Annotated in this window: 11 protein-coding genes; 1 reads left to right on the top strand and 10 read right to left on the bottom strand. The window is 44.1% G+C overall.

The window, feature by feature from the left end:
• Positions 1-2: 2 nt before the first annotated feature.
• Genes mraY through mraZ form a run of 7 tightly spaced genes read right to left on the bottom strand, consistent with a single transcriptional unit; the run spans position 3 to position 7,514 of the window.
• The gene (mraY, locus tag CYCPU_RS0101820) at positions 3-1,085 is read right to left on the bottom strand and encodes a phospho-N-acetylmuramoyl-pentapeptide-transferase (RefSeq protein WP_015005174.1); all 1,083 of its coding nucleotides are present in this window, start codon (positions 1,083-1,085) and stop codon (positions 3-5) included.
• Entirely contained in the window at positions 1,076-2,476 is a 1,401-nt protein-coding gene (locus tag CYCPU_RS0101815) for a UDP-N-acetylmuramoyl-tripeptide--D-alanyl-D-alanine ligase (protein WP_020161763.1), read from the bottom strand. Before CYCPU_RS0101815 ends, mraY begins: the two co-directional genes overlap by 10 nt.
• Positions 2,464-4,017: a UDP-N-acetylmuramoyl-L-alanyl-D-glutamate--2,6-diaminopimelate ligase gene (locus CYCPU_RS0101810; protein WP_020161762.1), complete on the bottom strand. Its 1,554-nt coding sequence runs from the start codon at positions 4,015-4,017 to the stop codon at positions 2,464-2,466. The genes CYCPU_RS0101815 and CYCPU_RS0101810 overlap by 13 nt, the downstream gene beginning before the upstream one ends.
• Positions 4,014-5,753, bottom strand: a complete 1,740-nt coding sequence (locus CYCPU_RS0101805; protein WP_015005171.1) for a peptidoglycan D,D-transpeptidase FtsI family protein — start codon at positions 5,751-5,753, stop codon at positions 4,014-4,016. The genes CYCPU_RS0101810 and CYCPU_RS0101805 overlap by 4 nt, the downstream gene beginning before the upstream one ends.
• Positions 5,750-6,028: a cell division protein FtsL gene (gene ftsL / locus CYCPU_RS0101800; RefSeq protein WP_015005170.1), complete on the bottom strand. Its 279-nt coding sequence runs from the start codon at positions 6,026-6,028 to the stop codon at positions 5,750-5,752. The genes CYCPU_RS0101805 and ftsL overlap by 4 nt, the downstream gene beginning before the upstream one ends.
• The gene (gene rsmH / locus CYCPU_RS0101795; protein WP_015005169.1) at positions 6,028-6,963 is read right to left on the bottom strand and encodes a 16S rRNA (cytosine(1402)-N(4))-methyltransferase RsmH; all 936 of its coding nucleotides are present in this window, start codon (positions 6,961-6,963) and stop codon (positions 6,028-6,030) included. Before rsmH ends, ftsL begins: the two co-directional genes overlap by 1 nt.
• A complete protein-coding gene (mraZ, locus tag CYCPU_RS0101790; RefSeq protein ID WP_020161761.1) occupies positions 6,963-7,514 on the bottom strand; it encodes a division/cell wall cluster transcriptional repressor MraZ in 552 nt (183 codons plus the stop codon). Before mraZ ends, rsmH begins: the two co-directional genes overlap by 1 nt.
• Before the next feature lie 493 nt (positions 7,515-8,007).
• On the opposite strand from mraZ, the gene CYCPU_RS0101785 reads away from it, so the two are divergent.
• Entirely contained in the window at positions 8,008-9,225 is a 1,218-nt protein-coding gene (locus tag CYCPU_RS0101785; RefSeq protein WP_016390948.1) for a DUF711 family protein, read from the top strand.
• A 136-nt stretch (positions 9,226-9,361) separates the two neighbouring features.
• Here CYCPU_RS0101785 and CYCPU_RS0101775 read toward each other — a convergent pair whose 3' ends face one another.
• Genes CYCPU_RS0101775 through CYCPU_RS0101765 form a run of 3 tightly spaced genes read right to left on the bottom strand, consistent with a single transcriptional unit; the run spans position 9,362 to position 12,357 of the window.
• Positions 9,362-9,952: a Tll0287-like domain-containing protein gene (locus tag CYCPU_RS0101775; protein WP_020161760.1), complete on the bottom strand. Its 591-nt coding sequence runs from the start codon at positions 9,950-9,952 to the stop codon at positions 9,362-9,364.
• Positions 9,933-10,952 carry a cytochrome d ubiquinol oxidase subunit II gene (gene cydB / locus CYCPU_RS0101770; protein WP_020161759.1) on the bottom strand — a complete coding sequence of 340 codons (1,020 nt, stop codon included), beginning with the start codon at positions 10,950-10,952 and terminating at the stop codon, positions 9,933-9,935. Before cydB ends, CYCPU_RS0101775 begins: the two co-directional genes overlap by 20 nt.
• Positions 10,945-12,357 carry a cytochrome ubiquinol oxidase subunit I gene (locus tag CYCPU_RS0101765; RefSeq protein ID WP_020161758.1) on the bottom strand — a complete coding sequence of 471 codons (1,413 nt, stop codon included), beginning with the start codon at positions 12,355-12,357 and terminating at the stop codon, positions 10,945-10,947. The genes cydB and CYCPU_RS0101765 overlap by 8 nt, the downstream gene beginning before the upstream one ends.
• Positions 12,358-12,656 lie beyond the last annotated feature (299 nt).

Below are 12,656 nucleotides of genomic sequence, written 5' to 3'. Positions count from 1 at the left end.
CATTATCTTAGTTTTAACGTAGACAACCCGATTAACACCAAAATAACGGTGATAATCCAAAAACGAACAATAATTCTTGGCTCTGGCCAGCCTTTTAACTCGAAATGATGATGAATAGGCGCCATTCTAAAAATGCGCTTACCGGTTAATTTAAACGAGGCCACTTGCAAGATGACCGAAACCGTTTCCATCACAAACACACCGCCCATGATGATTAACACCAATTCTTGGCGTACTAAGACTGCTAAAACCCCCAAGGCAGCCCCTAACGCCAGCGCACCCACATCTCCCATAAAAACCATTGCGGGGTAAGCGTTAAACCATAGGAAACCCATACCTGCACCCACTATCGCCCCACAAAACACAACCAGCTCACCCGTTCCTTGTAAGCTAGGAATCGCCAAATATTGAGCAAATTGTGCATTCCCAGATAAATACGCAAAAATACCCAACGCACCTGCGACTAAGACTGTCGGCATGATCGCTAGGCCATCCAAACCATCGGTTAAATTAACCGCATTACTGGTGCCAACGATCACAAAATAAGTCAACGGAACAAAGAACCAGCCTAGTTGAAGGCTTACATCTTTAAAAAATGGTACGAACAGTGTCGTTTCAATGGGCGATACCGCTGTGTAATACAAAAATAACGCCGCCGATAAGGCAATCACTGACTGACCTAAATATTTTTTACCCGCCGACAAGCCTTTGGGGTCTTGCAAGGCTACTTTTTTATAATCATCAATAAAGCCTATTACCCCTGTTAACAGGGTAACCAGCAACACGACCCAAACATATCGATTGGAAAGATCAGCCCACAACAAGGTACTCAAACCAACGGCCACTAAAATTAACGTCCCGCCCATTGTTGGCGTGCCCGCTTTTTTAAAATGTGTTTCCGGACCATCATCACGTACCGCCTGACCTATCTTATGAAACGTCAACCTACGAATCATGGTTGGCCCAACAAGAAAGGCGATAAACAACGCCGTTAACGTGCCTAAAATCGAACGCATCGTCAGATAGTGAAACACTCTAAAACCACTGTGGTATTCAGACAGCCAGTCTGCAATCATTAACAACATACGCTGTCCTCTTTAAGTGTTATTTTTTCAACAATAGTTTCTAAACCCTGTGAACGAGAGCCTTTTAGCAAAATCACTGTATCCGCACTCAGCTCATGCTCTAAGTGCACTGCCAACGCGTCTTTAGTAGAAAAGTGAACCGCCTGCCGATTTGGCGACTTACTGTGCTTATTAAACTCATTCACCGCCACTTTCATCTGCTCGCCGACAGCATAAAAACGCTCTACATGACTGGTTTCAATGTCTGCACCTAACTGCCGATGAATCTGCATACTCTCAGTCCCAAGCTCTGCAAAATCACCCAGCACTAACCACACAGGTTGCTGTATATTTTTTAAACAGGCCATGGCTGCTTCAAATGATTTAGGGTTTGCGTTGTAGCAATCATTAATAACAACACTGTTATTAACGCCTTTTAATGATTGCATCCGACCTTTTACCACCATCAGTCGCTCTAACCCTTCTTTAATATCAGTGAGCGACTCGCCTAAACTGATGGCTGCACTGGCCGCCGCAAGTGCATTTAGAACATTATGCGTACCGATAAGGTTTAGCTGAATTTCGACCTGTTCTTGCTGATAATGCAGAATAAAAGTCGTTTTAAATTGACCGTTAAAAATACCCGTTTGTACCGATTCAATATCTGCCCACACATCAGCATTATCAGACCAGCCGAAACGAATAACACGTCTATTTCCAAGTAACGCCAGCCATTGGTCTAACCAAGGCTCTTCTTGATTAAGAATCGCCGTCCCTGTTTCACTAACTCCTGAAACAATTTCACCTTTCGCGTTGGCAACACCCTGAATACTGCCAAACCCCTCTAAGTGCGCTGAGCCAACATTATTTAAAATCGCCACGGTTGGTGCTGCAATATCACATAGATGCGCAATATCACCTGAATGACTTGCGCCCATTTCAATCACTGCAACATCATATTCGTCGGTTAGCCTTAATAAAGTAAGCGGCACGCCTATTTGATTATTCAGATTACCTTCTGTTGCTAGCACTTTATTCGAACCGCTTAAAATGCTTGCTAACATTTCTTTTACACTGGTTTTGCCATTACTGCCCGTAATAGCGACCAAGGGGATATCCAGCGCCTTACGTTGTTCTTTTGCGATCTGCGTTAAAGCTAATAAAGTGTCATCTACTCTCACATATGGCATATCAACACTTATCTCAGCACTAACAATCGCCGCCACTGCACCGTTCTTATTGGCCTGTTCTACAAAATCATTTGCGTCAAAATTTTCACCTTGTAAGGCAACAAAAAGATCACCCTGTTGGATCTTTCTTGTGTCTGTACTAATGGCATTAAAGCTCACGTTTTCACCCACAAGGTGCCCTTTAGTGATAACCGCTGCTTGCTGAAGGCTCATGGTTTGCATCCGTGACCTCCCTCTTCGCTCAACACGCTTGCATTTAATGCATCTTTTACCTGTGCAACATCGCTAAAAGCTATTTTTTCATTCTGTATCTGTTGGTATTCTTCGTGCCCTTTACCGGCCACTAAAATAATGTCGTTTTTAGCGGCACTTGCAATGGTTTGCTGTATTGCCTGCCCACGATCAAGCGTAACGGTCAGCTTAGCCACATGACTAATGCCTGCTTTAATCTGCTCAGCGATCGCTTCAGCTGATTCAAAACGTGGGTTGTCATTTGTAATAACAATACTATCGGCTAACTCATCCGCTATGGCCCCCATTAGTGGACGCTTTGCTTCATCCCGATTACCGCCACAGCCAAAAACCAATCTTAAGGTTCCTTTGCAGTGCTGACGCAAGCTTTGCAAAGCAAGCCTTAAGGCATCTGGTGTGTGCGCATAATCAACCACCACTTCGGGCTCAGCCCCTTCAACTAAAACCCGTTGCATACGCCCTTCAACGGCCTTCACCTTTTCAACCTTAGCAACGGCGACACTCAATTCATCACCCATTGCTATTAACACAGCAGTGCTTGCAACAAGGTTATCAATATTGAAAGCACCAAACAGTTCAGAGTGAACTTGAACAGTACACCCATTAAAAGACAACTCGAATGATAAGCCCGTTGCTAGCAATCGTTCATTAGAGATAAACAAACAATTTTCAACTGTTGAATAGCAGCTCGACCTTGAGAATGAATACACTTTAACGCTTGATGACAGTGCGTTTTTAATCCGCTCACTAAAGGCATCATCCCGATTTAGAACAACAAAGCTTAATGAAGGACATTTGAATAAGGTTAATTTAGCATCACCATAAGCCTCAAGGGTTTGATGATAATCCAAATGGTCATGTGTTAAATTTGTGAACACAGCGCCCTTAAACGCAACCGCCTTAACCCGCCCTTGATCTAAACCATGCGAAGAAACTTCCATCGCAACGGTTGCAATGCCTTCGTCGCGTAAAGTCGCCAGTTGCCGCTGAACACTCACTGCATCTGGAGTGGTATTGATCGTTTTCTTTAAATCATCAACCTGTCCCCAGCCTAAGGTACCGATGATAGCGGATGAATTTGTCTGTACATTTAATGCCTGAGCAATAAAGTGGCTCACCGAGGTTTTACCATTGGTGCCAGTAATCCCGACCACAGATAACTCCTTCGATGGAAATTGATATAAACGCGCAGCCATGATGCTGATATGCTCACCAAGGTTGGCAAGCTTAAAGAGGGAAATGCTATGTGCTTTTTTTACTTTCTCGGCTAAAAATTCACCCCCTGCTTCAGGGTCATAAATAATCGCAACTGCGCCAGCTTGTATCGCTTGTTCTGCGTACATAAGGCCATGCTGTTGTGAACCAGCGACTGCTATAAATACGTCATCTTTTTGAATATTGCGCGCATCTACACTCAAATTTGCAATACGTATGTCTGAGTCAACCTCCAACAAGCCGTCCAACACGGTTTGCAAAGGCAGCAACGAAGAATTTTGCTTAGCTGGCATCATTGAATACCTCTTTCAAGTGATGCAAACACGGTTGCCTTATCGAGGTTGTCCGGTGCAATATTCATTAAGCGTAACGCCCCAGACATCACTCTGGAAAATACTGGTGCGGCCACTAAACCACCATAGTAATCGCCTGCTTTTGGCTCATCTATCACCACAACCATTACTAATTTTGGGTCGCTAGCTGGCGCCATGCCTGCAAATACACCTAAGTATTTATCTTCTGCGTAGCCACCGGCGATCGCTTTTTTTACAGTGCCTGTTTTACCGGCAACCGAGTAACCGTACACCTTTGCTCTGGGCGCTGTACCCGCTTTGGTAACCACACCGCGCATCATATTGCGCACACTGTTAGCAACTGTTGGACTCATCACCCGTACACTTTCAGCAGCCGCTTCATCAACCACTAACGAAATCGGCTCTAAAACACCTTCATTCGCAATAACCGAATAAGCACGTGCTAATTGCAATGCCGAGGTAGACAAACCATAACCAAATGACAAGGTCGCCGTTTCAATCGGCCGCCACTGCTCATAGCCAACTAGTTTGCCACGAGCTTCTCCCGGAAACCCAAGGCCTGCTGACTGACCAAACCCTAAACTATTCAACATACCCCATAACTTTTCGCCAGGAATGCCCAAAGCAATTTTTGCTGACGCCACATTACTTGACTTAAGTAGTAGCGTTGCTAAATCTATTTCACCGTAATTACGGTGATCCCGCACTTGACTACGTCCCACTCGCATATAACCGGGGTTGGTATCAATCACGGTAGAAGCATCAAAGACACCCGATTCCATGCCTGCCGCAACGGTAAAGGGCTTCATTGTTGAACCGGGTTCGAACAAATCAACAAAGGCTCTGTTACGAACATGACTCGCTTTAATCTTAGAACGATCGTTTGGATTAAAGGCAGGCTGGTTTGCCACTGCTAACAACTGGCCAGTTTCAGCATTCAGCAACACTAATGAACCAGACGTGGCCTTTTGCTGCGCGACGGCCGCCTTTAACTCTCGGTATGCTAAATATTGCAAACGCCGGTCTATCGTTAGCCGAATATCTTGACCGGGAATAGGCGCACGTATGTTATCAACATGCTTTACCATTCTGCGTTTGCCATCACGAAGCACACGCTCGGCACCTGCTGACCCTTTTAATGATTCATCCCAGGCTAATTCAAGGCCCTCTTGCCCTTCATCATCAATATTTGTAAAGCCAACAAGATGTGCTGCCACCTCGCCATCAGGGTAATAGCGCCTATATTCCTTTTGTAAATACACCCCTGGTAATTGCAACTGATCAATCATTGCCGTCACCTGTGGATCCATATGGCGACGCAAATACACAAACCGCCTCGAGGCTACTTTTTTAAGCTTCTTATCAAGTGCGCTAACCTTCAAACCAAGCAGCTTTGCAAACTCTTTCTTTTTAGTGCCCAGCTCCAACTCTTGCGGGTTCACCCAAACAGAACTCACTGGTGCACTAATGGCCAACGCGTGCCCACCTACATCTGTAATTTTTCCACGATAAGCAGGTAATTTGATGTCACGCAAATGAACCGCTTCTCCGCGCTTTTGCAAATAACTATTATTTAATACTTGTAAATCAATTGCCCGATAAATCAGCACGCACATCATCAACATAAAACACGCCAGAATAAATCGGCGACGCCCCGCCAACTCAGGCACAATAACCTTCTGCACAGTGTTATTAGATTGTTGATGTGAATACTTCATTTAACTTTTACGTAAACAATTTGTGCCGACGTAGGCGCCTGTAAATTTAACTTTGTACGAGCTAGTTTTTCTATTCGGTTATTTGATGACCAAGTGTTTTGCTCTAACTGCAAACGATTCCATTCAACGCCCAACCTATCCTGTTCTCGTAATTCTTTTTGTAGCTGATTAAACATTAAACGCGCATCATATTTCACGTACACAACGGCCAATGCCGACACCATCACCAACACCAATAAAATCACTGTAATACCTGCTAGACTTTGATCTGCCATTACAATTTCTCTGCAATACGTAATACAGCGCTGCGACTTCGGACATTACCCGCTACTTCATTCGCAGACGCTTTAATTGCCTTACCCACCACTTTTAACACCGGCTTTTTAGCATCTAACGGCATTGGAAGATGGCGAGGAACGATCTCTCCACGCGACTGCTCACGTATAAACCGTTTCACAATTCTGTCTTCTAACGAATGAAAGCTAATAACGGCTAAGCGGCCGCCTTGTTTCAACATACTCAATGAGCTTGCCAAGGCCTGCTCAAGGTCATCGAGTTCTTTGTTAATTTTAATTCGAATGGCTTGAAAGCTTCTTGTTGCAGGATGTTTGCCGGGTTCTCGCCTTTTCACAACATTTGCAATTAATGCCGCTAATTGAGCCGTTGTTTCAATCGCCGTTTCCTTGCGCTGAAGAACAATTTCTGCTGCAATTTTACGAGCAAACTTTTCCTCACCATACACCCTTAGCACTTTGACCAGCTCGCCTTCTTCAACATGAGAAAGCCATTGCGCTGCTGACTCGCCCTGCGTTGAATCCATTCTCATATCTAAAGGTCCATCTTTCATGAAACTAAAGCCACGTTCTGCAACATCTAACTGAGGGGACGACACACCAAGGTCTAGCAAAATACCATCAACCGCGCCATCCCAATGCCGTTCTTGTGCCAATTGCTCCATCTGTGCAAAACTACTGTGCGCTAATTCAAATCGTTCGTCTTTTAATAAGGCTTGTGCTTGGGGGGAGTTCACAGCATCCATATCCTTATCAATGGCCAATAAGCGCCCCTGAGGCGACAAGACCTGCAATATTGACCCGCTATGACCACCACGACCAAAGGTTCCATCGATATAAACCCCATCAGTTTGTCGTATCAGCCCCTCTATCGCTTCGTCCAATAAAACCGGCTTATGTAATTCACCAGTAGACATCAAAGCGACAAGGTTCCCAGTTCAGGTGAAAGCTCACCGTCTTCTGCACTCTCCTCTTCAAACCATATGTCACGCTTAGTGACCCATGTCTGCTCATTCCAAATTTCGAACTTGTTTCCCTGTCCTATCATGACTGTTTTCTTATCCAGTCCAGCAAATTCTCGTAGGGGTGGCGACACAAGCACTCGGCCCTGCCCATCCAATTCGCATTCGGTTGCGTGCCCAATTAATAAACGCTGCAAACGTCTGGCTTGCTTATTTAGGGTAGGCAATTTAATCAATTTTCGTTCTATATCCTCCCAAACCGGCAAGGGATATAATAAGAGACTATGTTCACGATCAACCGTCATCATCATTTGCCCATCACAAGAGGTTTTCAACTGCGCACGATAACGCGTAGGGATAGACAATCGCCCCTTTGCATCCAACGTCACGTTATTAACCCCTCTAAACAAAACCGGCCCCCTTATTTGATTTATTCCCTTTTCTACCACTTTACCCCACTTTTTTGCACTATAAGGATGAAAATACCACTCTGTCAAGTTTCCCATTCCATAAATACTTTCTTTACGAACAAACACTTAGCTAGGGTTTATAGAGGCCATTGGAAAACACATTTAAATAAACAATAAAGGCAATAAAAATCATTGGCTTGCATCGCTTTATTAAAGAAAATACTAGAAATTCTTTTGTTAAACCCTTCTGATAAAGAAATATTGCGGAACAAGCAGATGATCGGCAAGCAGTGCCATAAAAACGTAACCTATTGAATAATAATGACATTATTGTTTGGTTTTAATTTCAAAAACGCATGTTCTCATTCACAAAAAAAGCCCCTTCATTTTAAAACCCATTGATACCATCACGTTGCAAGCACATCGCTCTTAAAAACAGCCAGCAAACACACAAATTTGCTAAACCATCTGAAGGGGTTTCTTTTTAGCTATGCACTGGCACTCACCGGTTCTGATATATTAACTATCAACCTATTAAGATTCCCAATACACATTTAATCGCTGCACAACGCTTTACTCAGGAGACCAGATGGAAATTCGCGCCCTTACCTTTTTCACTGAACTGCCAATCAATACCGACAAACAACAGATGGAGCAACAAATTGCACCTCTCGGCAAACAAGCCTTGCAGGTTAAAAAGTTATTTACTGACGCAGGTTTTGCCGTGCAAAGTTTACGCCTAGCCAGCCAACCACTCGAAAAAATTTTCCCCGAAGGCGCCAGCGCTGAGCATTTAGCCTTGTTTGCCAGCCAGTACGAACAAGTTGCCAATCAAGCAGGCTTTAAACATGTAGCCCTAGGGACACTTGGAGCAAGCTTAAGCACTGACGAGGCAAGCACTGAAAACAGCTTAATCAAACAACTTATGGCTGGAATCCCTGCCATCATTGAGGCAACTGATTGGGTATTTACCTCCGTACAATTGGCCGATCAGGCAAATGGACTCAAAACAGACTGCCTGCCACCTGCAGCGCAAGTCGTGGTGGATAACTCAACCATCAAAGAAGACGGTTTTGGTAATTTACGCTATTGCATGGTCGCCAATATGCCAGCATTTAGCCCGTTTTTTCCTGCCGCTTGGCACGATGGAAACAGCTCAACCGCCTTTTCAATGGCTATCGAATCCGCAGATATCCTTGTCGACTTATTAGAAACCTTTGATAATACTGAACAGCGCTGGTTAGCAGAGCCGTCCTTAACAGCCACGTTTAACCACCTCGGAGCAACGCTTGATCAGCTGGGAACCGAAGCTGCCGCGCTCACTAATATAACCTACCGCGGCATTGATATGACGCCATCACCCTATCCAAGCATTCCTCGTTCTTTTGGTCGTATTGTGGAACTGCTCACAAACGAACCTTTTGGTGGCCCCGGCACAATGGCAGCCATTGGTTTAATCAAACAAAGCTTGGATGCCGCTAACTTTAATCGCGCCGGCTACTGTGCGGTCATGCTTTTGCCACTAGAAGATGCAGTGCTCGCACAAAACGCTATCAGTGAGAATTTTAATATCGCAACGCTATTGGCTTGCGCAGCTGTTGGCGGTACCGGCTTGGATGTCATCCCTGTTAGTGGCAATACACCTCAGAAAAAAATTGAGGGGTTAATGCGAGACACAGCGATGTTGTCTCTGTCCTTAAATAAACCTTTAACCGTCCGTTTATTACCCGTGCCTGGGCAACAAGCAGGTGAATTGACTCAGTTCAACTTTGATTACTTTTCTTCAACACGTATTTTTGACCTATAAACATGTTGAAGTTATGAAATAACACTAAATGTTCATAATAAATTTGATCACCGCGCCCATACTCATGACACAGAACAAACCAAAGCACCAAAGAATCACAAACCATGCCCATTGTTTTTGTTTAGGCGATAAATATTTACTTAATAATTTGTCCATTAGCTAACTCTATATATTTTTGCAAGCTAAATGCTCCGCGAATCTCACCTATTTTAAAGCCCATCGCGGTATCGCGAGGGTAGAGCTCCTTGATATGATTTTTAAGTGAGGTCTCTACCGTTATGCCATGGCAACTTAAACACAAGCCCTGCATTGGAATTGCCTTCATATACATTATGCTTGTGCCCTGCTGTTGCCACCATTCCATTTCGGCAAGGTCTTCACCCGCACTTTTCCTGCTTACAAACTCGTCTAAAACCGCCTTTTCTTGCGCTGTGGGCTTGTTGTTTTGATGACGTGTTTTTAACGAGGTACGCCCTATTGCCCAGCCTGTTTCGTCTGCCATTTTTTCTGCAATTTCAGGTGCGCGAAGACTACACACATCGACGGCTTTTTTTAAACCACCTGTTTTAATCGCCGCCTGTAATTCCTGCTTTAATGTTTGTTGAAATTGCTGGGTAATGCCTCTTGCTTCCTCAACATAAGAAAAGACAGGCTCTTGTGCAAAACTGACTGCATAACACAATAAACACGCAACAATTAGCCCGCTTTTAATACATGGCTTTATCATCAGCTTTACCCCTAAATATGTAATAACTATATCCTGTATACACTAAAATAATGGGCAAAAACACCGCGGTTCCAACTAATAAGAATGATTGCGATGTTGAGGCAGCGGCCGCATCCCAAAGGGTAAAACTAAACGGAACAATCCATGGAAACAAGCTGATACCTAGCCCCACATAACCGAGTAAAAATATGAAGATGGTGAGCAAAAACGGACGAATCTCGCGCTCGCTATGTAAGTCTTTCCAAAGTAAAACAAAAGCGCAAAACGTAATAATAGGAACCGGTGCCAGAAAAAACATATTGGGCATAGAAAACCACAACGTCAGAATGCGTTCGTCAATAAATGGCATACACAAACTCACTAAGCCCATTGCCAATGCTACAAAGCCGATAACATACCGCGCCACAGCACGTGCCCAGCGCTGGGTATCATCCTCACATTTCCATATGAGCCATGTTGCGCCAATCAGCGCATAGCCAAACACTAGCGAAATACCTGTTACTACTGCAAACCCATTAGCCCAGTCAAGCGGACCACCGGCAAAACTTCGCTCAACAACCTCAAAGCCTTGTACAAAATTACCCAAAATTACGCCCTGCATAAACGCAGCCAATAACGAGCCAACGTGGAAAGACACATCCCATAGTTTGCGGTCTCTTCCCTCCGTTTTAAAACGAAATTCAAAGGCGACACCACGAAAAATGAGCCCTATCAGCATTAAAATAACGGGTAAATAAAGTGCCGGCATCACTATCGCATACGCAACTGGAAAAGCCGCAAAAAGACCGCCGCCACCAAGAACAAGCCACGTTTCGTTACCATCCCAAAACGGCGCGATCGAATTCATTATTTTGCTACGGCATTTATCGCTAGGCGCAAATGGAAATAATATGCCACAGCCCAAATCAAAGCCATCCAACAAGACATATATAAAAACAGCTGTTGCGATTAAAGCGCCCCATATTAAAGGTAGGTCTAGCCATGGTGATAAATCAAACATTTTTACCCTCCTTTCCAATGTTGCTGGCTAGATTAGGTGCAACCGCCTCTTGCCCGTGTTCATAATAGCCATTACCCGACTTATCTTGGTTGGGCCCCTTGCCAATTAATTTCAAAATATAATAACTACCCGTGCCAAAAATCAGCGTATAAGCCACAACAAAAATACCTAAGCTCAAGGCCAGTTGTTCTGCGATAACTGGAGAAATACTCTCCGCCGTTCTCACAACACCATATACGGTAAAGGGTTGGCGCCCAACCTCCGTTACAAACCAACCAGCTAACAATGCTATAAACCCGCTTGGCATCATTGCCATGCACCATAATTGAAAGGACTTAACATCAAACAAGCGTTTTCTGAAATATAAAATGGCAGCCAAAATACCCGTTAGTATCATTGCCACACCCAAGCCAACCATAACGCGGAAAGACCAAAACACAATAGCCACCGGAGGGCGATCTTCTTTTGCGACCTCTTTCAACCCAGGCACAACCCCCTCTGCAGAACCTGTTAGGATCAAACTAGCGCCGTTAGGAATAGTAATACCATAATCTGTACTTTCGGTTTCTTCATTCGGTATGCCAAAAAGGTACAGCGGTTTATTGCTGCCACGCTCCCAGTTTCCCTCCATCGCAGCCACCTTGATAGGTTGATATTCCATTGTGTTTTCACCATGTGCATGGCCTATAAACAACTGGGTTGGCGCAACAAAAACCGCCATCAGCATCGCCATAGAAAACATCACTTTAGCGTGTTCAACATGGATTTTTCGCCATAAATAATAGGCTCCAACCCCGCCTACAACAAAAGCGGTTGTCAGATAGGCTGCTGTTACCATATGAAGAAAACGCACAGGGAAAGATGGGTTAAAAATAACTTCCATCCAATTTGTGGCATACAGCAAACCATCGGCCCTTACTTCAAAACCCTGAGGGGTTTGCATCCAACTATTAGCTGACAAAATCCAAAACGCGGAAACAAGCGTGCCAAAAGCTACAATTAAGGTGGAAACAAAATGCATTTTCTTGCTCACACGGCCCCAACCAAAAAGCATAATGCCAAGAAAAGATGCTTCCAAAAAGAACGCTGTTAGCACTTCGTAGCCTAGAAGCGGCCCAATAACATTGCCAACTTTATCGGAAAAAACAGACCAGTTAGTACCAAACTGATAGGACATCACAACACCCGAGACAACACCCATCCCAAAGCACACCGCAAAAATCTTAATCCACATTTTGTAGATTTCTCTATAAACATTTTTGCCTGTTTTCAGATACAGCCCCTCAACAACAGCAAGCCAACTTGCTAAGCCAATCGTGAATGCCGGAAAAACAATGTGAAAACTAATCGTGAAGGCGAATTGAATACGCGCCAGTAATACAGGGTCAAGCTCAAGTGCTAACATAATATTTATCCTCTATTTTTCCACGGTCACCAGTTGCAATAAACGCTGAACAACATTTATAGAATACCCCCAAGCTTTTCAACGTCGTTCCCATTCTACTGCCATTAAAAACTTTATGCGGCTACCTCATTGTTATGAGCGTTTACGTTTGCGGCCTTATCGTATCACCTTTCATATAGCAACAAGGCTGCTATAGATCAGCTCGTTCAAATTTAAGCATTTAGTTGTCAGACTTATTGACAATAAGTAATGAGAATGATTATCATTAACATTCTCATTACTTAAATTCATTATGGTTA

Origin of the sequence: Cycloclasticus pugetii PS-1 (assembly GCF_000384415.1) — a bacterium.
Lineage (GTDB): Bacteria > Pseudomonadota > Gammaproteobacteria > Methylococcales > Cycloclasticaceae > Cycloclasticus > Cycloclasticus pugetii.
This window is presented reverse-complemented; position numbering and strand designations above follow the sequence as displayed.

Excerpts from the sequence above, each read along its gene's own strand:
- mraY (WP_015005174.1), bottom strand. The coding sequence starts at position 1,085 with ATGTTGTTAATGATTGCAGACTGGCTGTCTGAATACCACAGTGGTTTT.
- CYCPU_RS0101815 (WP_020161763.1), bottom strand. The coding sequence starts at position 2,476 with ATGCAAACCATGAGCCTTCAGCAAGCAGCGGTTATCACTAAAGGGCAC.
- CYCPU_RS0101810 (WP_020161762.1), bottom strand. The coding sequence starts at position 4,017 with ATGATGCCAGCTAAGCAAAATTCTTCGTTGCTGCCTTTGCAAACCGTG.
- CYCPU_RS0101805 (WP_015005171.1), bottom strand. The coding sequence starts at position 5,753 with ATGAAGTATTCACATCAACAATCTAATAACACTGTGCAGAAGGTTATT.
- ftsL (WP_015005170.1), bottom strand. The coding sequence starts at position 6,028 with ATGGCAGATCAAAGTCTAGCAGGTATTACAGTGATTTTATTGGTGTTG.
- rsmH (WP_015005169.1), bottom strand. The coding sequence starts at position 6,963 with ATGTCTACTGGTGAATTACATAAGCCGGTTTTATTGGACGAAGCGATA.
- mraZ (WP_020161761.1), bottom strand. The coding sequence starts at position 7,514 with ATGGGAAACTTGACAGAGTGGTATTTTCATCCTTATAGTGCAAAAAAG.
- CYCPU_RS0101785 (WP_016390948.1), top strand. The coding sequence starts at position 8,008 with ATGGAAATTCGCGCCCTTACCTTTTTCACTGAACTGCCAATCAATACC.
- CYCPU_RS0101775 (WP_020161760.1), bottom strand. The coding sequence starts at position 9,952 with ATGATAAAGCCATGTATTAAAAGCGGGCTAATTGTTGCGTGTTTATTG.
- cydB (WP_020161759.1), bottom strand. The coding sequence starts at position 10,952 with ATGTTTGATTTATCACCATGGCTAGACCTACCTTTAATATGGGGCGCT.
- CYCPU_RS0101765 (WP_020161758.1), bottom strand. The coding sequence starts at position 12,357 with ATGTTAGCACTTGAGCTTGACCCTGTATTACTGGCGCGTATTCAATTC.